Origin of the sequence: Amycolatopsis sp. NBC_00348 (genome assembly GCF_036114655.1) — a bacterium.
Lineage (GTDB): Bacteria > Actinomycetota > Actinomycetes > Mycobacteriales > Pseudonocardiaceae > Amycolatopsis.
On the sequence record NZ_CP107994.1, the window covers coordinates 4897831 to 4921980 of the forward strand.

Genomic DNA, 24150 nt, shown 5'->3' on the forward strand with positions numbered 1-24150 from the left:
GTCCCGGACGGCCGCGGAGAAGGGAAGCAAGTGCGCGAAACCACGGTGATCTGCCTGCCGTTCGCCGGCGCGGGCGCGTCGTTCTTCCGGGCCTGGCAACCCCTGGCGCCGGAATCGCTCGACGTCGTCGCGGTCCAGCTCGCAGGCCGCGAAGAGCGGTTCGTCGACGAACCGCACGCGGACGTCGGCCGCGCGCTCGACGACGTCCTGCCCGCCGTCGTCGAGCGGATCGAGGGCGCCGCGCGGATCGCGCTGTTCGGGCACAGCCTCGGCGCGGTGCTCGCGTTCGAGCTGGCCCGGCGCCTCGACCGGCTCGGGGCGCCGCTCACCCGGCTCTTCGTGAGCGGCTCCCCCGGGCCGTGGAGCGGCCGGGAAAGCCGGGCGACCGGCCTGCCCGACGACGCGTTCCTGGCCCAGGTCGAGCGGTTCTCCGGCTACGCCCACCCGACGCTGCGGCACCCGGAGATGCGCTCGATGCTGCTCCCGATGCTGCGGGCCGACGTCGAGATGCACGAGAACTACCGCCCGGACGCCGGGGTGACGCTGCCGATCCCGGTGACCGCGCTGCGCGGGCGCGACGACGCATTGGTGAGTGCCGCCCGGATCGCCGAGTGGGCGCGGGCGAGCACCGCCGGCTTCCGCTCGGTCGAGCTGACCGGCGGCCACATGTACCTGGTGGACCGCGCCGAGGAGGTGCTCGGCCTGCTCGCCGGCGAACTGGCCGTCGCCGGGGAAAGCGCGCCATGAGACTGCGGGACAAGGTCATCGTGGTCACCGGGGCCGCCCGGGGCGTCGGGCGCGCCTGCGCGACCGCGTTCGCGCGCGAGGGCGCCGATCTGGTGCTGCTGGACATCGCGGGCGACCTCGACGGCGTCCCGTACCCGCTGGGCTCGGCGAGCCAGCTGGCCCTCACCGCCGACCTGTGCCGCGACCAGGGCGTCGCCGTGCGGACGCACCACGTCGACGTGCGGCACCTGCCCGGGATCGTGACCGCGGTGGCCGACACCGTCGAGCGGTTCGGCCGGATCGACGTGCTGGTCAACAACGCCGGGATCGCCGCGCCCTCGGGCAAGGCCGCGCACGAGATCGCCGAGGAGGAGTGGCAGCTGATGATCGACGTCGACCTGTCCGGTGCGTGGCGCGCCATTCGCGCCGTCGCCGGCGGGATGGTCGGCCGGCGGTCGGGCAGCATCGTCAACATCGCCTCGACGGCGGGACTGGTCGGGTACCGGTACTTCGCCGGCTACGTCGCGGCCAAGCACGGGCTGATCGGGCTCACCAAGGCCGTCGCGCTCGACTACGCCCCCGCGAAGGTGCGGGTCAACGCGCTGTGCCCGGGGTCCGTCCGCGACGACGACGCCGTCGAGGGCCGCATGCTCTCGGAGATCGCCCGGTCGCTGGCGGTCCCCGTCTCCGAGCACGAGGCGACCTTCCTGCAGGCGCAGCCGATGAATGCGCTGATCGAACCGGACGACGTCGCGGCCGCCGCGGTGTGGCTCGCCTCCGACGAGTCCCGGCAGGTGACCGGCAGCGTCCTGACCGTGGACGGCGGCTTCACCGCTCGATGACCCGGCTTCCGACGCCGTGCACTCCCAGGAGGGTTTCCTTGTCCAGTAAGGCATCCCGGTCGCCCCGGGCATCGTGCCACGCCCTGCGGGTCCGCCTCCCCCACCTGCCGGCCGACGCGGAGCCCGCGTTCCGGGCCGCCGCGACGGCGTGGTGGCCGGCCCGCCCGCCCCGGCTGTGGCTGGACCCGGTCCCCGCGCCCGCCGGTTCTCCCGCGGCTGACCGCCGGCTCCACGCCGAACTGCACCGGCCGATCGAGCCGGGCGGCCCGGTGCTGCGAGCCGTGTGCCTGGTCTACGCGGACGGATCGGCCGACCTGGTGCTCGTCGCCCGGCGGCAGGCACTGGACCTCACGTCGTTACGCCTCATCGCCGACGTCGTCACGGGCACCCGCGCGGCCGCGGACATCTCACCACCGGCACCGTCCGTCGACCCCGACTGGGATGACGGCGAAACCGCCTGGGCCACCTCGGATCCGCGGGCGGGTGACCGCAGTGGCCAGGTGGACGTCGTACTCGGCGCGGCGGGCTCCGGCACAGTACCGGCACTGGTCGTAGCGGCGGGCCTGGTGCTCAGCCGGTACACCGGGCGGACGACGCAGGAAATCCTGCTGTGCGCCCCGGAACCGGACCGCCCGGCCGCGGTTCTCGGTGCGTTCGACCGCTTTTCGGTGCCGTCCCTGGACTTCTCGGGCGAGTCGACCCTCGGCGAACTGGCGGACCCCGCCCCAGCAGCGCGGCCCGCCGGTCAGGCCGTCGCAATCGTCGCGAATGGACAGACCGCCGACGGGTACGTCGCCTGCCAGGCCCCGCTGTGCCCCCTGACGCTCGTCCCCCGCACAACCACAGGTCAGCTGACCGTGACCGTCCACCACCGGCTCACGGACGTCGACGATGCCTCGGCCGCACGGTTCGCCACCCACCTCGCCCGGGTCTACGCCCAGGTGCTCGCGAGTGCTCCGGAACGCGACCCACGGGACCTCGACCTCGTCGACGACGCGGAAGCCGCGGCCCTCGCCGCACTCGGCCGTCCGTCCCGGGAGCCCGGCCGGGAACCGGAGCGCATCGAGCGGGTCTTCGCCCGCCGCGTGGCCGAGCGGCCGGACGCGACCGCCGTGTCCTGCGAAGCCGAATCCCTGACCTACGAACAACTCGACGACCGGTCCACCCGCCTCGCCGCGAGCCTCGTCGAGCACGGGGTGCGCCCCGGCGACCGGGTGGGCGTCTGCCTCGACCGGGGGCTGGACCTGGTGGCCACGCTGCTCGCCGTGCTCAAGGCGGACGCGGTCTACGTGCCGATGGATCCGGCCCACCCCCGGGACCGCCTCGCCTGCACCGTCGCGGACGCGGACCTGCGGCTCGTGGTGGCCGCGACCGCCGAACTCCCGGCGAGCGACGTCGAGTGGGTGTCACCGGCAGCGCTTTCCCTTGGTACCGGGGAACTTCCGGTTCCGGCGCGCAGTGCCGACGACGCCGCGTACGTGATCTACACGTCCGGCTCCACCGGCCGGCCGAAAGGCGTCGTGGTGCCGCACCGCAACGTGCCGGCGCTGCTGGCCGCCACCACCGGCGACTTCGGGCTCGGCCCGGACGACGTCTGGACGCTGTTCCACTCGAGCGCGTTCGACTTCTCCGTGTGGGAGATCTGGGGCGCGCTGCTCACCGGCGGCCACCTAGTCGTCGTGCCGTACTGGGTCTCCCGGTCCCCGGCCGAGTTCCGCGCGCTGCTCGCGTCACGGCGGGTCACCGTCCTCAGCCAGACGCCGTCGGCGTTCGCCCAGCTGATGGCCGCCGACCGGGCGCCGCTCACGCCGTTGCCGCTGCGGCTGGTCGTGTTCGGCGGCGAAGCGCTGGATCCCGCCCCGCTGCGCGGGTGGTTCGACCGCTACCCCGAGAGCCGGTGCCGGCTGGTGAACATGTTCGGCATCACCGAAACGACGGTGCACGTGACGGCGCAGACGATCACCCGCCGCGAAGCACTTTCCGGCTCCCGGTCGGTAGGACCCGCACTGCCGGGCTGGCACCTGTACGTACTGGACGAACGCGGCCGTCACCTACCGGTAGGCGCACCCGGCGAGATCCACGTGGGCGGCGCCGGAGTAGCCATCGGCTACCTAGGCCGACCGGCCCTCACGGCGGAGCGATTCCTGCCCGACCCGATCACGGGCGGCCGCATGTACCGCAGCGGCGACCGAGGCCGCCTGCTGCCCGACGGCCGCCTGGAACACCTCGGCCGGCTGGACGACCAGGTCAAGATCCGCGGGTTCCGCATCGAACCCGGCGAAGTCCGCGGCGTCCTCCGCCAGTGCCCGGGCGTCCACGACGCCGCGGTGGTAGTCGGCGGCCGCGACACGGGAGACAACGCGGCACTACGCCTGGACGCCTACGTAGTAACCGACAGCACCACAACGACAGCGATCCGCCGATGGGCGGCAAAACTCCTCCCGGAACACATGCTCCCGGCCACGATCACGGTGCTACCCCAGCTACCCCTCACGCCGAACGGCAAGTTCGACACGGCAGCCGTCCCCGAACCGGAGTTCACCCACAACTCCACCTCCGAACGCCCAGACAGCGCCGACGACGTCGACCCGGCCATGCTGAAGATCTGGGCAGAGGTGCTGGGCAAACCGGTAGAACCGGACGACGACTTCTTCAGCCTGGGCGGCAACTCGCTCTACGCGGTCCGCCTGGACGCCGCGATGCAACAGCAAGGCTTGCCCGCCTTGCCGTTGCGCGAGCTGTACCTGAACCCGACCATCCGCAAGCTGACAAACGCCCTGAAACCCAACGGCGGCCACTGACTGCCCGCTAAACCAGCGTTTCGCGCGCCTCGGCATCGTCAACGCTTGGATGTCGACAGCGAAATCGTCCGGCGAGATCCTCACGGGCGGCGGCCGGCGGTCACGCGGACGGCCTGAACATCCCCACTGCAGGCCTTGATGCGGTGAAACCAGCCGCTTCGCTCACCGGATGGTGTCGATCAGCAGGCTCGCGGCCACTTTCGCGCCGTCGGCGCGCATCCGGGTGCTCAGTGCCGTGGCCCGCGCCCGGGTCTCGGGGGCGAGGGCGGTCTCCAGCGCGGCGTCCAGGGACGCTCTGGTCGCGGTCCGGCCGTCGAGTGCCGCGCCGACCTCCAGCTCCGCCACCCGGCCGGCCCAGTACGGGTTGTCCGCCAGCTGGACGGGCACCACGACCTGCGGCACGCCCGCCCGGGCCGCGGTCGCCGTCGTGCCCGCGCCGCCGTGGTGGACCACCGCGGCCACGAGGCCGAACAGGCGCTGCTGGTTGACCTCGCCGACGGCGAAGCAGTCGTCCCGGCCGTCGGCCAGGTCCAGGTCCGCCCAGCCGCGGGCGACGAGCACGCGGCGGCCGCGGGCGCGGGCCGCCGCCACGGCCCACGCGGCGATGTCCGGCGACGGCCGGATGCTGCCGAAGCCCACGTAGACCGGCGGCGCGCCCGCGTCGAGGAACGTCTCCAAGCCGGCCGGGAGCGGGCGTTCGTCGGCCTGGCTCCAGGCGCCCGTCTGGACGACGTCGATCCCCGGGGTCTCCGGCCACGGCCCCAAGGCCGGATCCGCGGCCAGCCACGGCCGGCCGGTGTAGACGTGGGCGCGCACGTCGTCCACCGGGGGCAGGCCGAGGGCCGCGCGATGGCCGTTGAGCGGCTCGCGGAACTGCTCGTTCACCCGGCGGGCGTCCTCATCCCACCGCGCCGGGTTGTCGTCCCCGGCGGGCTCCGGCCAGCCCGGCCGCGGCGGCGGCGCGTGGTGCGGCGAGGGAAGGTTGACCGCGGCGTAGGTCACGTACACGTAAGGGATCCCCGCGGCCTCGGCCACGGACCGCGCGCCGACCTGCGCCAGGCCGGCCACCACCAGCGCGTCGCACCCCTCCGCCGCCGCCGGGAGGATGCCGAACTGCGCGTCGACCAGCTCGGTCCGGTACCGCGCCAGCTCCGCCGCCGACGGCGGTGTCGCGCGCATCAGCTCGCGCACGGGCGGTCCGATCGGCACCAGGTGCACGCCCAGGCCGGCCAGCCGCTCCGCGAACTCTTCGTCGGGTGGAGCGCACAGCCGCACCTCGACGCCGTGCGCCCGAAGCTGCACCGCGAGCGCGACCAGCGGTTCGACGTCGCCACGCGTCCCGTAGGTGGACAACAGCACCCGCATTCGCGCCCTCTTCCGTTCCGCCGGGCCGCCGGCCACGGCCGGGTGTGCGGCAGCAGCTTACGGCGCGTGCCGCGGCGCGAGTCGATCACCGCGCCCTCTCGCCGGGGGCCGTCCCCGGCTGGCTACGGTCGGGTGCGCAACGTTTTCCGATCGTCCCCACGACCCGAGGGCCACGCGATGCACGGTTCGGACCGACCCCGCCCCGACGTTTCGATCATCCTGCCCTGCGCCGGGGTCGGGTCGCGCTTCGGCGCGCCCTACCCGAAGGAGCTGCACTGCCTGGCTCCCGGCGTCACGGTGCTCGACCGCAGCCTGGAGACCGCCGTCGAACTGGCCGGAAGCGGGCTCACGGTGCGCGTGGTGGTCGTGTTCCGGCCCCACAAGCTGGACACGGTGCGGTACCTCGCGCGGTACGCCGGGATCTTCCAGCTCGTTTTCGTCTACCAGGACGAATCGTTCGCACCGGCGCTCGACGGAGCGATCCGGTCCGCCCTGCCGATGACGACGGGACCAGTGGCCCTCATGTTGCCTGACATCGTTGTCTCCGGCGCCGGCAGCGCCGGCGTGCTGCTCACCGCGCTGCAGCGGACAGCGGCGGCGGGCTGGGCCGCGGTGGCCGTCGAAGAGCGGGATCCCGAGACACTGCGGCAGATGGGCGCCCTGACCGTCGCCGAACGGGACGGCGCCGTGACCGTCGAGGCGGCCGCCGAGAAGCCCGCGGATCCCACCGGCTACAACGCGTGCTGGGGCATCGTGACGGTCACTGAAGAGCAAGCGCACCGCTTGCCCGACGTCGTGCGCAAGGAGACGGCCAGCCCACTGACCGGCGCGGTCGCCCTCATGGTGGAGCGAATCGTCAACTACAACACCGCCGCCGGCTGACCGCGTGGCCGACGAGCGGCCGTCACGGTGTCACGGGCGGGTTTCGACGTTCAGCTCGCTGACGGTTACCGGCACGGCTGACTGGAAGGCAACTGCTGCCAGAACGCCCGTACAGAAAGCCGGATCGCTCAACGTAAGCGTGGCGTACCGTCAGCTCCTGGCCGGCTCGGTTCGGCAGTGCCACGCTGGGCCAGGTGGTGACCAAAGGTCAGAACGATCGCCCACTGACTGTTGACGCGACCAGGGGGCTTGGCGGTGCAGTTCGCCAAGTCCACGTGATCTTGCGGATCGTGCCGGTCATGATGACGATCACCTGCTTCGCTCCGCCCTGCGTCGACACCACCACCTGGCGGTGGAAGACCTGAACCGTCGTCGTACTCCACCCCACGGCCCGAGCAGGGGGAAACACCACGCCAGGCGGCGCGGCCGAGGCGACACCGGTCGTCGTGGCGGCAATGGCCGCCATCAACGCGAGGGGCACTCCCAGCCGAGTAGCAGGTCGCAACACACCGTTCCTTTCACCGGAGCGGGCAGCGCCGCGGCGATTCGCGACGCACGTTTATCGGTGTAGTGCGGACGGGTTGTCCGGCGCCGGAGCCTGGACGCCGGACATCAACACCCGGACAATCGGCAACTGACCCGGGGAGGGGTTGGACAAGCTATGCCACGTGCAGAGCGACCGTTGGGACCTGGCTCGGCTAGCGCACTTCTCGTCGACGACGTTGTCCGACGCCGCAGGCGGTCGCCGGCTGCCCAGCCTGGCGGTCACGCTGGCGTACGTCACAGCCTGCGACGGCGACCGGGCCGAGTGGCAACGTCGGTGGCACGCGGTCTCCGCCGAGCTGAACGACCTCGAACTCGAACACGCCGACCAGGCTGCCGCCACCGCGCCCTACGTCGGCCTGGCCGCGTACCGCTCTTCGGACGCCGGACGGTTCTTCGGGCGCGAGCGATTGGTCGACGACCTCGTCGCCCGGCTTCGGCGGCAGCGTTTCCTCGCCGTGTTCGGGCCCTCCGGAGCAGGCAAGTCGTCCGTGTTGCGCGCGGGACTCGTCCCGGCGCTGGAGGAGATGGATAGTGCTGGGCCGATCGTTCTGTTCACCCCCGGCGCGCACCCGATGGGAGAACTCGCGCTCCGCTCGTGGGCACCACTGCGTCGGAGATCGAGACCGAGGGCTGGCGGGCCCCGTTGCTCTGGAGCGGGCAGGATGTGGTGCGGGGGTCGTGCTCGTCGGACGCGCGATCCCTTTCCCGGCCCGAGGATTGGACGCGCAATTGGGACGCTTGTCGGTGTTCACCTTCCAGTACATCGCCATCGACACCGAGGCTGGTGTCACGCCGGAGGAGTTCGAGACCTTCGTGCGTGGTGAAGGCGTTCACCTGCCCGTGTACCCGGGGTGGCGGTGGACTCTGCTGCGCGGGTTGCGCGGAGAGCGGACCGGGCAGTACCTGATGTTGTACGAGATCGAGAGCGCCGAGCAGCGCGACCTTTACGTCACGGCCCGGGGTGAGCAGACCGAGCCGGCCCGGCTGTTCTGGGCGCAGCACCCCGAAGCGGAGGCGGTGCTGGCGCGGTGGCGGCGGCTGGGCACGTTCGGTGAGCTGCCGACGTTGTTCACCGACTACCGGCTGCTGGCCGACAATCCGCGGAGCACGGTCACGCCCGGCCCCCGCTACCGCGATCGGCCGGGTGAGGAGCCCGTCGCCCGGGTCGTCGGGATCCACAACCTGGCGTTGCGCGCCGGTGTGACCGAGGAGGTGTTCGACCGCTTCATCGCCGAGAACCACCACCGGATCGACGACTACCCGGACTGGCGGTTCCACGTGCTCAAGGGCGAGCGGGGCAACCGCCTCGACCAGTACGTGATGATGATGGAGATCGCGGGCCTGGACGCGCTGGACGTCTTCTACCCCGAGCCCGACATCGCCACCGGCGAGGCCGCGGAGTTCGCGTCCGCCCACCGCGACACCAAGCAGATGTACGAGGAGTGGAAGCAGCTGGCCTCGTTCTCCGGCTCACCGCAGATCTACACGGACTACCTCGCCGTCGCGGAGAACCCGGCGTAGTCCCGCACGACCGGAACGGCCCGTCGTCGTGACCACCTCGACGCGCAGGCGAGCCGTACCGGCCCGGGCCTTGGGAGGCCACCAGGTGGGTGTGACGCAGGCCACCGGGTGGGTTCGACCAGGCGAGAGGCCGGGAACCTGCGTAACTTTGGCAGCGAAATAGCGGGCGCTGTCCGTAGCCTCGGTGACCAACCGCTTAGTAGGCTCGCGAGCGGCAACCAACCCGCTTCTCAACGACGAGGAGGTCCTCCGTGACCGATTCCCCTTCCCGTGTCGCCGTGGTCACCGGGGCCGGCCGTGGCATCGGGGCCGCTGTCGCCGCCCGGCTGGCCGCTGACGGCTTCGCCGTCGGGCTGCTCGACCTGGACGAGGCCGGCGTCAAGCAGGGTGCCGACGCGATCGTCGCCGATGGTGGCAAGGCCGTCGGCGTGACGCTCGACGTCAGTGACGCCGAGCAGGTCGACGCCGCCGTCGCGCGGGTGGCCGAGGAGCTCGGCGCGCCGACCGTGCTGATCAACAACGCCGGCATCACCCGCGACAACCTCATCTTCAAGATGACCGAGCAGGACTGGGACTCCGTGCTCGGCGTCCACCTCAAGGGCTCGTTCCTGATGACGCGCGCGGTCCAGAAGCACATGACGGCCGAGAAGTGGGGCCGGATCGTCAACCTGTCCAGCACCTCGGCGCTCGGCAACCGCGGCCAGGTCAACTACTCCGCGGCCAAGGCCGGCATGCAGGGCTTCACCAAGACCCTCGCGATCGAGCTGGGCAAGTTCAACGTCACGGCGAACGCGATCGCCCCGGGCTTCATCGCCACCGACATGACGGCGGCGACGGCCGAGCGGATCGGTATGTCGTTCGACGACTTCAAGGCGGCCGCCGCGTCGCAGATCCCGGTGCAGCGCGTCGGCACGCCGGACGACATCGCCAACCTGGCGTCGTTCCTGGTGAGCGACGGCGCCGGGTTCATCTCGGGCCAGGTCATCTACGTCGCCGGCGGACCGAAGGACTGAGGCGGATGCGCGAATTCGACAACCTCGACGCCTTCGCCGCCGCGGTCGGCGAGCACCTCGGCTACAGCGACTGGCACACGATCACCCAGGACCGGGTGAACAAGTTCGCCGACGCCACCGACGACCACCAGTGGATCCACGTCGACGAGGCGATGGCCGCCGCGGGCCCGTTCGGCGGCACCATCGCCCACGGCTTCCTGACGCTCTCGCTGCTCTCGGCGTTCGGCCCGAAGATCTACCGGGTCAACGGCATCAAGATGGGCATCAACTACGGCCTCAACAAGGTCCGCTTCCCGCAGCCGGTGAAGGTCGGCTCGAAGGTGCGTGCCGGGGCCGAGCTGGTCGAGATCACCGACATCGAGGGCGGCAAGCAGGCGGTGTCGCGGTGGACCGTGGAGATCGAGGGTGCGGCGAAGCCCGCGTGCGTCGCCGAATGGGTGACGCGCTTCCTCGCGTGACGCACGCGCCGTCGAAGCGGCACTTTCACGTGAAAGTGCCGCTTCGGGCCTGGTCCCTGTACGACATACCGACTGGTCGGTATCATCGCCGGAAAGAAGCTTGAGGAGGCTGGATGAGCACCGATCCGCCGGGTCTCGACCTGGGCCGGCTGCGCGCCCACCTGGACGCGCAGCGGCCCGGGCTGGTCGCCGGGGAGCTGACCGCGGACGTCGTCGAAGGCGGCCGGTCGAACCTCACCTACGTGGTGGGCGACGGCCGGTCGCGCTGGGTGGTGCGCCGCCCGCCGCTGGGGCACGTGCTGCCCACGGCGCACGACATGACCCGCGAGTTCCGGGTGATCTCCGGGCTGCGCGACACGCGCGTCCCGGTGCCCGAGGCGCTCCTGCTGTGCGAGGACCCCGACGTCATCGGGGCGAGCTTCTACGTCATGAGCTTCGTCGAGGGCACGCCCTACCGGACGGCCGACGAGCTGGCCGCGCTCGGCGCCGGGCGGACCCGGGCCATCGCCGACGCGCTGGTCGACACGCTCGTCGACCTGCACGCGGTGGACCCGGTCGCGGCCGGGCTGGGCGACTTCGGCCGGCCCGAGGGCTTCCTGGAGCGGCAGCTGCGGCGGTGGAAGAAGCAGCTCGACGCCTCGCGCAGCCGCGACCTGCCGGGCATCGAGGAGCTGCACGAGCGGCTCGCCCAAGCCGTGCCGGTGTCCGGGAAGCCGTCGATCATCCACGGCGACTACCGGCTCGACAACGTCCTCGTCGACGGCGACGACAAGATCTCCGCCGTGCTCGACTGGGAGATGTCGACGCTGGGCGACCCGCTGACCGACCTCGCGCTGCTGGTGGCCTACGCCGAGCGGGACAAGGTGTCGCTGCAGTTCGTGTCGAACGCCAGCTCGGCGCCCGGCTACCCGAGCACCGACGAGGTCGTCGCCCGCTACGCCGAACGCTCGGGGCGCGACGTCTCGCAGCTCGATTGGTACGTCAGCTTCGCCTTCTTCAAGCTGGCCGTGATCCTGGAAGGCATCTACTACCGCTACCAAAAGGGCCAGACGGTCGGGGCGGGCTTCGAAGGCGTCGGCTCCGGCGTCCCGCTGCTCATCTCGCACGGCAACGAGATTCTCAACGAGGAGAAGTAATGGACTTCGCGTTCGACGCCAAGACCGAGGAGCTGCGCGCGAAGCTCCTCGAGTTCATGGATTCCCACGTCTACCCGGCCGAGGCCGTGTTCGAGCGGCAGCTGGCCGAGCGCGACGACCCGTGGGCCATGCCGCCGGTCGTCGAGGAGCTCAAGGCCGAGGCGCGCAAGCGCGGGCTGTGGAACTTCTTCCTCCCCGGCGACCACGGCGCGGGCCTGACGAACCTGCAGTACGCGCCGCTCGCCGAGATCACCGGCCGCAGCATCCGGCTGGCCCCGACCGCGGTCAACTGCGCCGCGCCCGACACCGGGAACATGGAAGTCCTGGCCATGTTCGGCAACGACGACCAGAAGAAGCAGTGGCTGGAACCGCTGCTCAACGGCGAGATCCGCTCCGCGTTCGCGATGACCGAGCCGGACGTCGCCTCCTCCGACGCCCGCAACATCGAGACGAGCATCCGCCGTGACGGCGACGAGTACGTCGTCAACGGCCGCAAGTGGTACATCTCCGGCGCGATGAACCCGGCCTGCAAGATCTTCATCGTGATGGGCAAGACCGACACCGAAGCCGCGCCGCACAAGCAGCAGAGCATGATCCTGGTCCCCCGCGACGCCCCGGGCCTGACGGTCAAGCGCGGCATGCACGTCTTCGGCTACGACGACAGCGACCACGGCGGCCACGCCGAGGTGCTCTTCGAGGACGTCCGCGTGCCGGTCGAGAACCTCATCGCCGGCGAGGGTGACGGCTTCGCCATCGCCCAGGCGCGGCTCGGGCCGGGCCGGATCCACCACTGCATGCGCGCCATCGGGATGGCCGAGCGCGCGCTGGAGCTGATGTGCCGCCGCGCGATCTCGCGCGAGGCGTTCGGCAAGCCGATCGCGCAGCAGGGTGTCGTGCAGGACTGGATCGCCGAGTCGCGCGTGAAGATCGAGCAGCAGCGGCTGCTGGTGCTCAAGACCGCGTGGCTGATGGACACCGTCGGCAACCAGGGCGCGCACACCGAGATCCAGGCGATCAAGATCTCGACGCCGTCCGCCGTGGAGTGGATCCTGGACAAGGCCGTGCAGGTGCACGGCGCCGGGGGCGTCAGCCAGGACTTCCCGCTGGCCGCGATGTGGGCGGGCAACCGCACGCTGCGCCTGGCCGACGGGCCGGACGAGGTCCACAAGCGGTCCCTGGCCCGCCGTGAGCTGAAGAAGTACCTGTCGGAGGGCGCGAAGTGACTGTCACCGCCGAAGAACTGACCGGCCAGGTCACCGAGTTCCTGGCCGCGCACGACCCGAAGACCACGGACCGGATGGACTTCCTGCGGGCCCGCTACGACGCGGGTCTCGCCTGGATCCACTTCCCCGCCGGGCTCGGCGGGCAGGACGCGCCGCGCGCGCTGCAGTCCGTTGTGGACGGTCTCTTCGTCGACGCCGGCGCGCCGGACAACAACCCGCGCCGGATCGGCATCGGCCTCGGCATGGCCGCGCCGACCATCCTCGCCTTCGGCACGCCGGAGCAGCGCGAGCGCTTCCTGCGTCCACTGTGGACCGGCGACGAGGTGTGGTGCCAGCTGTTCAGCGAGCCGGGCGCCGGCTCCGACCTGGCCGCGCTGGGCACCCGCGCGGTGCGCGACGGCGACGACTGGATCGTCACCGGCCAGAAGGTGTGGACGTCGGGCGCGCACGAGTCGCAGTGGGCGATCCTGGTCACCCGCACCGACCCGGACGTGCCGAAGCACCAGGGCATGACGTACTTCATGTGCGACATGAAGGCGCCGGGCGTCGAGGTCCGGCCGCTGCGCCAGATCACCGGCGAGGCCGAGTTCAACGAGGTCTTCCTGACCGAGGTCCGGATCCCGGACACGCAGCGGCTCGGCGCCGTCGGCGAGGGCTGGAAGGTCGCGCAGACCACGCTGATGAACGAGCGCGTCGCGATCGGCGGGCACGTGCAGCCGCGCGAGGGCGGGCTGGTCGGGATCGTCGCCAAGACCTGGCGCGAACGTCCCGAGCTGCGCACGCCGGAGCTGCGTGACCGGCTCGTGCAGCGCTGGGTCGAGGCGGAGTCGCTGCGGCTGGCCGGCACCCGGCTGCGTCAGCAGCTCACCGCCGGCGCGCCCGGCCCGGAGGGCTCGGCCATGAAGGTCGCGTTCTCGGAGCTGAACCAGGCGCTCACCGGCCTGGAGGTCGAACTGCTCGGCGAAGAGGGCCTGGCCTACGACGACTGGTCGTTCCGGCGCCCGGCGATCGTCGACTTCACCGGCCGCGAGGCGGGTTACCGCTACCTGCGCGCCAAGGGGAACTCCATCGAGGGCGGCACCTCGGAGGTCCTGCGCAACATCATCGCCGAGCGCGTGCTGGGTCTCCCGTCGGAGCCGCGCGTCGACAAGGACGTCGCCTGGAAGGACCTCCCCCGATGAGTCAGACACAGCCTGATCTGCTGTATTCGGAGGTCGAGGAGGACCTCCGGGCTTCGGTGCGCGACCTGCTCAAGGCCAAGGCCGACGCGGCCACGTTGCTGGCGCGGGTCGAGACGGCCGAGGGTTACGACCTGAAGCTGTGGCGCACCCTGGCCGCCGACCTCGGCGTCGCCGGGCTGGCGGTGCCGGAGGAGCGCGGCGGGCACGGCGCGTCGGCCCGCGAGGTCGCCGTCGTGGCCGAGGAGCTGGGCCGCAGCGTGGCGCCGGTGCCGTTCCTCGGCAGCGTCGTGCTGGCGACGACGGCGTTGCTGCACACCGACGACGGCGAGTTCGTCGGCCGGCTGGCGGCGGGCGAGGCGATCGGCGCGCTGGCCGTGCCGCTGTCGACGACGCCGGGGGCGGGTTTCCCGTCGTCGGTGACCGCGGCCGACGGGACGTTGACCGGCCGGGTGGGCACGGTCGCCGACGCGTCGGTGGCGGACCTGCTGGTCGTCCCGGCCGCCGGCCCGGACGGGCCCGCGCTGTACGTCGTCGAGGCGTCGGCGGCGGCGGTCACCGAGCTGGTCTCCTTCGACCTGACGCGGCGGGTGGCCGACGTCGTGCTGGCGAACGCGCCGGCGGTCCTGGTGGCCTCGGGCGAGCAGGCGGCGGGCGCGCTGGAGCAGGCGTTGCTCGCCGGCGCGGGCATCCTGGCCTCGGAGCAGACCGGGATCGCCGAGTGGGCGCTCACCGAGACCGTGCGCTACCTCAAGGGCCGGTACCAGTTCGGCCGCCCGGTCGGCGGGTTCCAGTCGCTCAAGCACCGGCTGGCGAACCTCTACACCGACCTGGTGCTGGCCCGCGCGACCGCGCGCAACGCGGCGGACGCGCTGGCCTCGGGCGTCGACGTGCCGATCGCGGTGTCGGTCGCCCAGGCCCGCAACGCGCCGATCGCGGTCAAGGCCACCGAAGAGGCGATCCAGCTGCACGGCGGGATCGGGATGACCTGGGAGCACCCGGCGCACCTCTACCTCAAGCGCGCCAAGGCCGACGAGCTCGCGCTCGGCACCCCGGGCCGCCACCGTGCCCGCCTGGCCGACCTGGTCGACCTGCCCGCCTGAGGCACTCCCCTGGTCTGTGAAGGGCTCCTTGCGGGACCCTGAGTCCCGCAAGGAGCCCTTCACAGACTTGCGCTGCTCCAGCCCGGGCGGGCGCCTGTCGCGCCGGCGGCGCGCACCGGCGGCGCGGCAGCGCGCACCGGCGGCGCGGCAGCGCGCGCTGCGCGCGCTGGCGGCGAGTCCTGCACCAGCTGTCACACGTGCCCCAGCCGTACCGGTCGTGAGTGTTTAGGAGGGTTCTAACCCTCCTAAACACTCACGACCAGCCGCGGCAGACCCGGCAACCTGCCCGGCGTTCGCGCGGCAGGGGTTCGCGCGGCAAGGGGTCTGCGGCGGCCGAATTGTGAATAGTATTCATATGCTTTCGGCTTTTCGCTCAGATGAGCGGGAATTGTGTGAGCCAGGCCACTGCGAGGGCAAAAGGGTGGCAAAAGTGCCCTTCTTCCCATGGCTCGACCCGGTGGATGCGATCTAGCCTGGCGCCATGGAATTCGCCGTCGCGCCGACGGAAGCCGGGCCGCCCGGCACGCTCGAAGAACTGGACATCGCCGTCGGCGACCATCACCACAGCGCGCTCGCGGCCGGGCCCGCGTCGGGCGAATTCGTCCTGTTGCTGCACGGCTGGCCCGAATTCGCCGACGCCTGGACCGAGCAGCTGCACGCCCTCGGCGAGGCCGGCTACCGCGCGGTGGCCGTCGACCAGCGGGGCTACGCCGCGGGCGCGCGCCCGGACGACGTCGCGGCCTACACCATCGAGCAGCTGGTCAGCGACGCCCTCGCGTTCGCCGACAGCCAGGGCGCCGACCGGTTCCACCTCATCGCCCGCGACTGGGGCGCCATGGTCGCGTGGACGCTCGCGACGACCCACCCGCACCGGCTGCGGTCCCTGGCCGTGCTCTCCACGCCGCACCCGTCGGCGCTGCAGCACGCGGCCGCGACCGACGACGGGCAGTTCCACGACCTCGGTTACATCCGGTTCTTCCGCCGCGGTGTCGGCAAAGCCGAGAAATACCTCCTACGCGACGGGGCCATGCGGTTACGCGCGGTTTACGACAACCGCATTCCCGTCGAATTCGTCGAACGCAACATCGCGCGCCTTTCCGAACCGGGCGCCCTGACCGCGACGCTGAACTGGTACCGCGGCGCGACGACCGACGCGTTCGACATCCCGGCGGGCCGGATCACCGTGCCGACGCTCTACATCTGGGGCAGCGAGGACCCCTGGCTCGGCCGCGGCGCCGCCGAGCTGACGGTGCACCACATCGACGCCGAATACCGCTTCCAGATCATCGAGGGCGCCGGCCAGCTCCTGGCCTCGGAGACGGCGGACGAAGTGATCGCCCTGCTGCTGGACCACGTGGGCCGGCACTAGCCCGTCTTGGCGACGAGCTGCTGGTAGGGCCCGGCCCGGTCCGGTAGCCGGCGATCAACCAGGTGGACGCAGGGCGTCCAGCAGCAGGTCCGCGTAGTGGTCGCCGATCTGGCGGGCCGTCAGGGAGCCGCTGCGGTGGTACCAGGAGCCGAGGTGGTGCACCGAGCCGAAGAAGAAGTCGACGACGACGTCGGCCGGCTTGTCCGTGCGGAACTCCCCCGACGCCTGGCCCTCTTCGACCAGGCCGCGGAAGCGCTCGTGGTACTTGCGGCGCTCGGCGCGCACCGCCTTCTGCTTGTCCGGGGACAGCTGGTGCATCGACTGCAGGAAGATCGTGTTGTCGTCCAGGTTGTCGATGCTGGACACGACGACGTCCGACGCGGCCGCGGCCAGCCGCTCGCGCAGCGGCGCGCCCGACGAGGCGACGCTCTCCAGCTGCCGCGTCTGCTCGCGCAGCACCCGGGCGTAGATCTCGTAGAGCAGGTCGTCCTTCGAGCCGAAGTAGTGGTACATCGCGCCCTTGGTGACGCCCGCGGCCTCGACGATCTCCTGGACGGACGTACGGTCGAAGCCCTTCTTCGCGAAGAGCTTCGTGGCCTGCTCCAGCAGGCGCCGCGGCACGGCGGCCTGCTCGTCGCCGGCCGCCTCGCCCGGTTTGCGGGCGCTTGCTCGCGTCACGGCAAGTCCCCCCTCCTCCATCCATGCCCCCGCCACCACCCTCAACGGAGGCGCTTCGCGCCACGGTCCCACTCTGGATCGGACGCACAGGATATCGCTCACCCGAGGAACCGCCTCGGTACGTCCACGAGCATCGTCGTGATGTCGGCTTCACCCACCCCGCGTTCGCGCAGCGCGGGCAGCACGTCACGGGTGATGTGGAGGTAGTGCCAGTTCGGCGTCAGCACCGGCAGCTGGTCCTCGGGCAGCCAGTCGATGTAGCAGGACGCGTCGTGCGAGAGCACCATGCTGCCCGCGTACCCGCGCTCGCACATCGCCGCGACCGTGTTCACCCGCTCCTCGAACGGCAGCAGCAGGTCGAGGCCGAAGCGGTCCATGCCGAGGATCGAGCCGCGGTCGGCCAGCTCGGTCAGGTACCCGAGGTCGGTGGAGTCGCCCGAGTGCCCGATCAGCACGCGGCTCAGGTCGACGCCCTCGTCGGCGAAGATCGCCTGCTGCTCCAGCCCGCGCCGGCTGACGGCGTGGGTGTGCGTCATGATCGGCGCCCCGGTTACGAGGTGCGCCTTCGCCACCGCGCGCAGCACGCGTTCGACGCCCGGGGTCACGCCGGGCTCGTCGGTGGCGCACTTGAGCAGCCCGGCCTTGACGCCGGTGCCGGCGATGCCGTCGCGGATGTCCCCGACGAACATCCCGACCAGCGGGTCTTCGCCCTGCAGCATCGTGCCGGGCCCGCGGAAGTGCAGGTAGTGCGGCACGTCGTTGTAGGTGTAGAGCCCGGTGGCGACGACGATGTTGACGTCCACCTCGGCGGCGACCCGCTGCACGCGCGGGATGTAGCGGCCGAGGCCGATCACCGTCGGGTCGACGATCGTGTCGATCCCGGCGTCCTTCAGCTCCTTGAGCCGCCGGATCGCCTCGGGGACGTGCTTGCCCTCCTGGAACCCCTCGTGCTCGGGGTAGTTGTCGACGAACTCGGGGCTGAGCACGAAGAGGTGTTCGTGCATCAGCACCCGGCCCAGCGCTTCCGGCGCGATCCCGCCGCGGACGGTCTCGACCACCGCTACCCCCTCGCCCGCAGTTCGCGGCGCAGGATCTTGCCGCTGGTGGTCTTCGGCAGCTCGTCGAGCACCACGATGGTGCGCGGATACTTGTAGGCCGCCAGCCGTTCCTTGCACCAGGCCACCAGCTCCGCCGGATCGGCGGTCACGCCGGGTGCCGGGCTGATGTACGCCTTGACCGTCTCGCCGCGGTAGTCGTCGGCGATGCCGACCACGGCGGCCTCGCGGACCGCCGGGTGCGTGTAGAGGACGTCTTCGACCTCGCGCGGCCAGACCTTGAAACCGGACGCGTTGATCATGTCCTTCTTGCGGTCCACGACGTAGACCCAGCCGCGTTCGTCCATGAACCCGATGTCGCCGGTGAGCAGCCGCCCGCCGGGAATCGACTCGGCCGTGGCGTCCGGGCGGTTCCAGTAGCCGGACACGACCATCGGGCCTTCGACGGCGATCTCGCCGGCCTGCCCGAACGGCAGCTCTTCGCCGTGCTCGCCGAGGATGCGGACGATCGTGTCGGGCACCGGCAGGCCGATCGAGATGGTGCCGGACGCCGGGTCGATCGGCGCTTCGAGGTCACCAGGGACGACGACGCAGCCGGCGGTCGTCTCGGTGAGGCCGTAGCCGTTGTGGATGTAGTGCCCGGTCTTCGCGCGGAACGCCTCGACGACGGCGGGCGGCAGCGCGGCGCCGCCGGAGTAGAGCAGCGCGAACGACGCGAAGTGCTCGCGGCTGAAGGACGGGTGGGCCATGAGCGCCATGTAGGCCGTCGACGGCCCGACGGTGTACGACGGCTCGTGCTCGAGGAAGGCGTCGAGAACGACGCCGGCTTCGAAGCGGTAGGCGAGCGAGAGCGTGCCCTCGATGTCGATCGCGGAGCCGACTTCGCAGACCATGCCGGTGATGTGGAACAGCGGCGCGAGCCCGAACAGCGTCGTGCCGGCGGGCAGGCCGCTGAAGGAGCCGAGCGCGGCGGCGTTCGTGCCGAGGTTGCCGTGGGTGTTGGTGGCGCCCTTCGGCGTCCCGCTGGTGCCGGAGGTGTAGCTGATGAGGGCGACGTCGTCGAGCGCGAACGCGGGCTCCGGCGGCTTCGGCCCTGGAGTCCCGGCGGCTTCGAGGAGTTCGACGGCGCCCGGGGTCGCCTCGCGGACGACCTTGCCCAGCACGCGCTCGTCGTCGCGGGTCTGGAACTCCAGTTCGCTGGTGGTGAGCGCGATGGGCAGTTCCTTGGCCGTCTCGCCGATGTAGGCGTTCCAGCCGCGCTGCGAGCAGACGATCGCCTTGACGCCGGCGTCGGTGAGCACGTGGGTGAGCTCGCGCTCGCGGTACATCGGGTTGACCGGCACGACGATCCCGCCGGCCTTCCACGCGCCGAGCAGCGCGATGACGAACTGCGGGATGTTCTGCAGCACCAGGGCGAGCCGGTCGCCGCGCTCGAAGCCGTGGTGCGTGAGGTAGCGGGCGACGCCGTCGGAGAGGTCGTCGAGCTGCCGGTAGGTGAGCCGGCCGTCGAAGTAGACGACGGCGTCCCGGTCGGGCACGTGGTCCGCGGCCCGGCGGAAGGTCTCGGGCAGCGTGGTCGCCACGACCGGTTCCAGGGGCCGTTCGCCGTAGCTCGTCAGCCACGGTTTCTCGTCGTACCAGCTCATCCAGTGACCTCCCTTGGACACCGACCGGTCGGTATGGCGACGCTAGGAGGCAGTGCCGGTCCTCGTCAAGACCCGGCCGGCTTCCGACGTTTTCCGGAATACGCAGACCGGGTGCTTCACCGGAGAATACGGCCGCCGGTTCGACCTGGTTCAGATTATCTTTTTCCGGCCGATCAGGCTGGACAATCCCCTGGTCGAGACGTCAAGATAGCGCCTGGCCGCGCATATGTTCACGCTAACGAGTACGGAACATGGGAGCCATTCATGCCTGATACCGGTGAAAGACACCGCATTTCCCGGCGGACGAAACTCGCCACGGCGGCCCTGGGCCTCGCGCTCGCCGCCGGCGCCCTGGTGATCGCGACGACGACCGGCCAGACGGGCCAGGCCAGCGCGGCGACGTCTGAGCAGATCAGCTGCCCCGACGTCGCCGGGCAGCTGCCCGCGATCCCCGCTCAAGCCCAGGCCGAGGTCCAGCGCAACCTCGCCCTGCTCGACACGCAGCTCGCCGAGGCCAACAACCGCCTGGTCACCAGCGCCGGCCAAGGCGGCGCGAACTTCGTCCAGAACGCCATCCTCGGCCCGCTGAAGGACAAACGCGCCAGCACCATCGACCGCATCGCGATCGCCATCGGCCGCGTCACGGCGAAACCCCAGGGCCTCGACGCGCTCGCGGCCTGCACCCTCGGCGGGCAGCCGGCCGCCACCACGTCCGCGGCCGCACCGGCGTCCACCGAACCGAGCGCCGCGGAACCCGCCCAGGGCGGCCAGATCACCTGCCCGGACGTCGAGAGCCGGCTCCCGGCGATCCCCGCCCAAGCCCAGGCCGAGGTCCAGCGCAACCTCGCCCTGCTCGACACGCAGCTCGCCGAAGCGAACAACCGCCTGGTCACCAGCGCGGGCGAGGGTGGCGCGAACTTCGTCCAGAACGCCATCCTCGGCCCGCTCGAGGACAAGCGCGTCGCCACGATCAACCGGATCGCCACCGCGATCGGCCGCAACGCGGACAAGCCCCAAGGCCTCGACGCGCTCGCGCCCTGCAGCTTGTGAGGTCCCGCGGCCGGCGCACCCCGTGCGTCGGCCGCCAGGACATGTCCGACCATGCCTTTGGTCCAGGTGATCACGGCGTTCGGACGACCGCTGCTCGGTGGACGATGGCCGGCTTGTCCGGCCCGCGTCACTGCTCGGGCAGGGTGAAGCGGCGTTCGACCACGTTGCGACCGCAGTAGCCGACCGAGTCGAAGGCCGGCGGGCGCCCGCCGCGGGAGCGGCCCGGCCTTCCCCCTAGCCGCGCGACGAAGCAGCCGCGGAGAGCCGGGCGGCGATCAGGCTGTTGACGGCCGCGTGGTGTTCGTTCAGGTAGAAGTGGGCGCCCGGGTAGGTGCGCAGCTCGAACGCGCCGGACGTGTGCGTGGCCCACTGCCGGGCCTCGTCGGCGGTCACCTTGGGGTCGTGGTCGCCGATCAGGGCCAGCACCGGGCAGCTGACGTCGGGGCCGGGGCGGTAGCGGTAGGTCTCGGCGGCCTTGTAGTCGTTGCGCAGCGCCGGCAGGACCATGCGGATGATCTCGTCGTCCTCCAGGACCTTCGCGTCCGTGCCGCTCAGGCGCTTGACCTCGGCGAGCAGGCCGTCGTCGCTCTCGCGGTGGTAGCGCTCGTCGCGGAACGCCGAGGGCGCCCGGCGGCCGGAGACGAACAGGCCCAGCAGCTCGGTGCCGCGCGGTTCCAGCCGGCGCGCGACCTCGAAGGCGAGGCTGGCGCCCATGCTGTGGCCGAAGAACGCCAGCGGGCCCGGCTCGGCGGCGAGGATTTCCGCCAGCTGGTCGGCGAGCACGAACAGGTCGTCCACCAGCGGATCGGTGCGGCGGTCCTGACGGCCCGGGTACTGGACGGCGAGGACCTCCACCGCCGGCGAAAGCGCCGCCGACACGGGGTGGAAGTAGCTCGCGGAACCACCGGCGTGCGGGAAGCAGACCAGCCGGGCCGTCGCGGCCGGGGCCGGGTGGAACCGCCGGATCCAGAGCTGGCTGTCCAGGGAGAGGGTCATGGCCGGGCCTTCCGCGTGTCGGCTGTGCTGTCGCGCGCTTACCCCGCCGAATCTGTCAAACACCCGCGCGCGGGTCGACCCCTAGGTTCCGGATGAGGGGGTGCTGGGGGCCGGGGGCGGCAGACAGGGGGCCGACGTGCTGGTCCGGACGGTGCCGGCCGGTTTCAATGACTTACCGGCATCCGGCCGCGAGGGGAACCGCCGAAAGAAACACGTTGGGGTGAGTCATGACCGCCACCGAAGATCTCGTCGTCGGCGACCTGCCGGCTCTCGACATCGAGGCCAAGGTCGCCGAACTGGCCGAGCTGCGGGCGCACGCCGTGTCGCCGTCCCGGCGCGCGACCGAGCGGCAGCACGCCAAGGGCAAGCTCACCGTCCGGGAACGGATCGACCTGCTCTTCGACGAGGGCACGTTCCACGAGATCGACCAGCTGCGGCGGCACCGCGCCACCGGGTTCGGCCTCGAGGACCGGCGGCCCTGCTCCGACGGCGTGGTCACCGGCTGGGGCCAGGTCTTCGGACGGCGCGTTTTCGTCTACGCGCACGACTTCCGGATCTTCGGCGGCTCGCTCGGCGAAGCGCACGCGGCGAAGATCCACAAGCTGATGGACCTCGCCGAGTCCGCCGGCGCGCCGCTGGTGTCCCTTTCGGACGGTGCGGGCGCGCGGATCCAGGAGGGCGTCACCGCGCTCGCCGGGTACGGCGGGATCTTCCGGCGCACCGTCAAGGCGTCCGGGGTGATCCCGCAGATCAGCGTGCTTCTCGGCCCGTGCGCCGGCGGCGCGGCCCACTCCCCCGCGCTGACCGACTTCGTGTTCATGGTCCGCGACATCGCGCACATGTACCTCGCCGGCCCGGACGTCGTCCGCTCGATCACCGGCGAGGACATCACCCACGAGCAGCTCGGCGGCGCGGACGTGCACGCCGGGGTGTCCGGCGCGGCCGGCTTCGTCTACGACACCGAGGAAGAGTGCCTCGAAGAGGTCCGGCACCTGATCTCGATGCTGCCGGCGAACAATCGTGAGCTGCCGCCGTCGCTGCCGCCCGGCGAACCGGTGGACCGGCCGAACCCGGCGCTGCTGGAGCTGGTGCCGGTCGACGCGGACCGCGGCTACGACATGCGCGAGGTCATCGCGGAGATCGCCGACTACGGCCACTTCTTCGAGGTGCACGCGAGCTGGGCGCCGAACGTCCTGTGCGGGCTCGCGCGGCTCGGCGGCGAAGTCGTCGGGATCGTGGCGAACCAGCCGTCGGCCGGCGGCGGGGTGCTGGACATCCCCGCGTCGGAGAAGGCGGCGCGGTTCGTCCAGACCTGCGACGCCTTCAGCATCCCGCTCGTCACGCTCGTCGACGTCCCGGGGTTCCGGCCCGGCAGCGACCAGGAACACGGCGGGATCATCCGGCACAGCGCGAAGCTGCTTTACGCCTACTGCAACGCGACCGTGCCGCGCGTGCAGGTCGTCCTGCGCAAGGCCTACGGCAGCGCGTACCTCGTGATGGACTCCCGCTCGATCGGCTGCGACCTGTCCTTCGCCTGGCCCACCAACGAAATCGCGGTGATGGGCGCCGAGGACGCCGTCGACGTCGTGTTCCGGCGCAAGATCGCCGCGGCCGACGACCCGGAAGAGGCGCGCCGCCGGCGGATCCAGGAGTACCGGACCGAGCTGGCGCACCCCTACCACGCCGCCGAGCGCGGCCTGGTGGACGACGTGATCGACCCGGCCCGGACCCGGCCGGTCGTCATCGAGGCGCTCGCCGTGCTGCGGACGAAGTACGCCGCGCCGCCCGCGCGCAAGCACGGGAACCCGCCGGTATGAGCGGCCCGGACGACGACCTGGCCGTGATACTCGCCGTCCTCGGCGCGCTGGGCAGTGCGAGAGGTCCGAAGCGGGACCGGCCGCCCACCGCCGCGCCGTGGCTGCGCGCCACGGGCTACACCCCGCCCGGCTCGTGGATGAGCCGTCCCCGGGAAGTAGGGGTGCCGCCGGGCTTTCCCGCTGGTTAGCGTGGAAACATGAGCGACCAAGACACCCTCCGTGTGTCCAATCTGGACAGAGAACGCGCCGCGCGGCTGCTGCAGGACGCGCTCGGCCAAGGCATGCTGGAACTCGAGGAGTTCGCCCAGCGCTCGGCCGCGGCGGCGGCCGCGCGCACCCGCGGCGACCTGGCTCCGTTGCTCGCCGACCTGCCGTCCGGCACGCTCGCCGCGATCGAGACACCGCCGCTGGTGCTGAAGGCGGGCATGGGCGACGTCAAGCGCACCGGCCCGTGGGACGTGCCGAGCCGCATCGACGCCAAGTGCTCCTCCGGCGACGTCCGGATCGACTTCAGCGAAGCGACGTGCCCGCACCGGGAAGTCACGCTCAACCTGGACTGCGGCTGGGGCACCATCCTCGTCATCGTCCCGCGCGGCTGGACCCTGCTGTTCGAGGCCATGGCGACCGGCGCCGGCGACATCACGAACAAGGTCACCGCGCCACCCGAGCCCGGCCTGCCGGTGCTGCGCGCGCACTGCAAGGTGACCGCGGGCAACATCCGCTTCCGCCACCCCCGCTGAACGTC

23 protein-coding genes are annotated in these 24150 nt (G+C 71.6%); 17 read left to right on the forward strand and 6 right to left on the reverse strand.

Going from position 1 to position 24150, the window contains the following annotated elements; genetic code table 11:
- Positions 1-30 precede the first annotated feature (30 nt).
- From OHS58_RS21335 to OHS58_RS21345, 3 genes are read left to right on the forward strand one after another with little or no spacing between them, the layout of a single operon-like run.
- Positions 31-747 carry a thioesterase II family protein gene (locus OHS58_RS21335; RefSeq protein WP_328649582.1) on the forward strand — a complete coding sequence of 239 codons (717 nt, stop codon included), beginning with the start codon at positions 31-33 and terminating at the stop codon, positions 745-747.
- Positions 744-1568 carry an SDR family oxidoreductase gene (locus tag OHS58_RS21340; RefSeq protein WP_326948020.1) on the forward strand — a complete coding sequence of 275 codons (825 nt, stop codon included), beginning with the start codon at positions 744-746 and terminating at the stop codon, positions 1566-1568. The genes OHS58_RS21335 and OHS58_RS21340 overlap by 4 nt, the downstream gene beginning before the upstream one ends.
- 38 nt (positions 1569-1606) lie before the next feature.
- The gene (locus OHS58_RS21345; protein ID WP_328649583.1) at positions 1607-4369 is read left to right on the forward strand and encodes an amino acid adenylation domain-containing protein; all 2763 of its coding nucleotides are present in this window, start codon (positions 1607-1609) and stop codon (positions 4367-4369) included.
- A 162-nt stretch (positions 4370-4531) separates the two neighbouring features.
- On the opposite strand, the gene OHS58_RS21350 is transcribed toward OHS58_RS21345, so the two are convergent.
- Positions 4532-5734 carry a glycosyltransferase gene (locus OHS58_RS21350; protein WP_328649584.1) on the reverse strand — a complete coding sequence of 401 codons (1203 nt, stop codon included), beginning with the start codon at positions 5732-5734 and terminating at the stop codon, positions 4532-4534.
- 177 nt (positions 5735-5911) lie between these two features.
- Between OHS58_RS21350 and OHS58_RS21355 the strand changes: the two genes are divergently transcribed.
- On the forward strand, positions 5912-6616 hold the full coding sequence (locus OHS58_RS21355; protein ID WP_328649585.1) for a hypothetical protein: 705 nt from the start codon (positions 5912-5914) through the stop codon (positions 6614-6616).
- Positions 6617-6824: 208 nt separating this feature from the next.
- Here the strand turns inward: OHS58_RS21355 and OHS58_RS21360 are convergent, their stop codons facing one another.
- Positions 6825-7097 (reverse strand): hypothetical protein, encoded by a 273-nt coding sequence (locus OHS58_RS21360; RefSeq protein WP_326948016.1) that lies wholly within the window; start codon positions 7095-7097, stop codon positions 6825-6827.
- Positions 7098-7284: 187 nt separating this feature from the next.
- Between OHS58_RS21360 and OHS58_RS21365 the strand changes: the two genes are divergently transcribed.
- The 9 genes from OHS58_RS21365 to OHS58_RS21405 all read left to right on the forward strand — a co-directional run bounded on the left by OHS58_RS21365 (position 7285) and on the right by OHS58_RS21405 (position 16163).
- Positions 7285-7986: an nSTAND1 domain-containing NTPase gene (locus OHS58_RS21365; RefSeq protein WP_328649586.1), complete on the forward strand. Its 702-nt coding sequence runs from the start codon at positions 7285-7287 to the stop codon at positions 7984-7986.
- On the forward strand, positions 7892-8683 hold the full coding sequence (locus OHS58_RS21370) for a hypothetical protein (RefSeq protein ID WP_328649587.1): 792 nt from the start codon (positions 7892-7894) through the stop codon (positions 8681-8683). Before OHS58_RS21365 ends, OHS58_RS21370 begins: the two co-directional genes overlap by 95 nt.
- A 251-nt stretch (positions 8684-8934) precedes the next feature.
- A complete protein-coding gene (fabG, locus tag OHS58_RS21375; RefSeq protein WP_247049388.1) occupies positions 8935-9696 on the forward strand; it encodes a 3-oxoacyl-ACP reductase FabG in 762 nt (253 codons plus the stop codon).
- A gap of 5 nt (positions 9697-9701) precedes the next feature.
- Complete coding sequence (locus OHS58_RS21380) at positions 9702-10154, forward strand: MaoC family dehydratase (protein ID WP_328649588.1); 453 nt, start codon at positions 9702-9704, stop codon at positions 10152-10154.
- Between the two features lie 113 nt (positions 10155-10267).
- Positions 10268-11290: a phosphotransferase family protein gene (locus OHS58_RS21385; RefSeq protein WP_328649589.1), complete on the forward strand. Its 1023-nt coding sequence runs from the start codon at positions 10268-10270 to the stop codon at positions 11288-11290.
- Entirely contained in the window at positions 11290-12513 is a 1224-nt protein-coding gene (locus tag OHS58_RS21390) for an acyl-CoA dehydrogenase family protein (RefSeq protein ID WP_326948011.1), read from the forward strand. The genes OHS58_RS21385 and OHS58_RS21390 overlap by 1 nt, the downstream gene beginning before the upstream one ends.
- Positions 12510-13694, forward strand: a complete 1185-nt coding sequence (locus tag OHS58_RS21395) for an acyl-CoA dehydrogenase family protein (protein ID WP_326954582.1) — start codon at positions 12510-12512, stop codon at positions 13692-13694. The genes OHS58_RS21390 and OHS58_RS21395 overlap by 4 nt, the downstream gene beginning before the upstream one ends.
- On the forward strand, positions 13691-14794 hold the full coding sequence (locus OHS58_RS21400; protein ID WP_328649590.1) for an acyl-CoA dehydrogenase family protein: 1104 nt from the start codon (positions 13691-13693) through the stop codon (positions 14792-14794). Before OHS58_RS21395 ends, OHS58_RS21400 begins: the two co-directional genes overlap by 4 nt.
- A 481-nt stretch (positions 14795-15275) precedes the next feature.
- Entirely contained in the window at positions 15276-16163 is an 888-nt protein-coding gene (locus tag OHS58_RS21405) for an alpha/beta fold hydrolase (protein WP_328649591.1), read from the forward strand.
- A gap of 54 nt (positions 16164-16217) precedes the next feature.
- On the opposite strand, the gene OHS58_RS21410 is transcribed toward OHS58_RS21405, so the two are convergent.
- The 3 genes from OHS58_RS21410 to OHS58_RS21420 form a co-directional block, all read right to left on the reverse strand.
- Positions 16218-16841 (reverse strand): TetR/AcrR family transcriptional regulator, encoded by a 624-nt coding sequence (locus OHS58_RS21410; RefSeq protein ID WP_326948006.1) that lies wholly within the window; start codon positions 16839-16841, stop codon positions 16218-16220.
- 98 nt (positions 16842-16939) lie between these two features.
- Complete coding sequence (locus OHS58_RS21415) at positions 16940-17899, reverse strand: phosphotriesterase family protein (RefSeq protein ID WP_328649592.1); 960 nt, start codon at positions 17897-17899, stop codon at positions 16940-16942.
- A 2-nt stretch (positions 17900-17901) separates the two neighbouring features.
- Positions 17902-19542, reverse strand: coding sequence for an AMP-binding protein (locus OHS58_RS21420; protein ID WP_328649593.1), 1641 nt, complete (start codon positions 19540-19542; stop codon positions 17902-17904).
- 264 nt (positions 19543-19806) lie between these two features.
- On the opposite strand from OHS58_RS21420, the gene OHS58_RS21425 reads away from it, so the two are divergent.
- Positions 19807-20592 carry a hypothetical protein gene (locus OHS58_RS21425; RefSeq protein ID WP_328649594.1) on the forward strand — a complete coding sequence of 262 codons (786 nt, stop codon included), beginning with the start codon at positions 19807-19809 and terminating at the stop codon, positions 20590-20592.
- A gap of 234 nt (positions 20593-20826) precedes the next feature.
- Here the strand turns inward: OHS58_RS21425 and OHS58_RS21430 are convergent, their stop codons facing one another.
- Positions 20827-21588: a thioesterase II family protein gene (locus OHS58_RS21430; RefSeq protein WP_326948002.1), complete on the reverse strand. Its 762-nt coding sequence runs from the start codon at positions 21586-21588 to the stop codon at positions 20827-20829.
- A gap of 227 nt (positions 21589-21815) precedes the next feature.
- On the opposite strand from OHS58_RS21430, the gene OHS58_RS21435 reads away from it, so the two are divergent.
- Genes OHS58_RS21435 through OHS58_RS21445 form a run of 3 tightly spaced genes read left to right on the forward strand, consistent with a single transcriptional unit; the run spans position 21816 to position 24145 of the window.
- Positions 21816-23405: an acyl-CoA carboxylase subunit beta gene (locus OHS58_RS21435; protein ID WP_328649595.1), complete on the forward strand. Its 1590-nt coding sequence runs from the start codon at positions 21816-21818 to the stop codon at positions 23403-23405.
- A complete protein-coding gene (locus OHS58_RS21440) occupies positions 23402-23593 on the forward strand; it encodes a hypothetical protein (protein WP_328649596.1) in 192 nt (63 codons plus the stop codon). The genes OHS58_RS21435 and OHS58_RS21440 overlap by 4 nt, the downstream gene beginning before the upstream one ends.
- Before the next feature lie 9 nt (positions 23594-23602).
- Positions 23603-24145 carry a DUF1707 SHOCT-like domain-containing protein gene (locus tag OHS58_RS21445; RefSeq protein WP_328649597.1) on the forward strand — a complete coding sequence of 181 codons (543 nt, stop codon included), beginning with the start codon at positions 23603-23605 and terminating at the stop codon, positions 24143-24145.
- Positions 24146-24150: the final 5 nt, after the last annotated feature.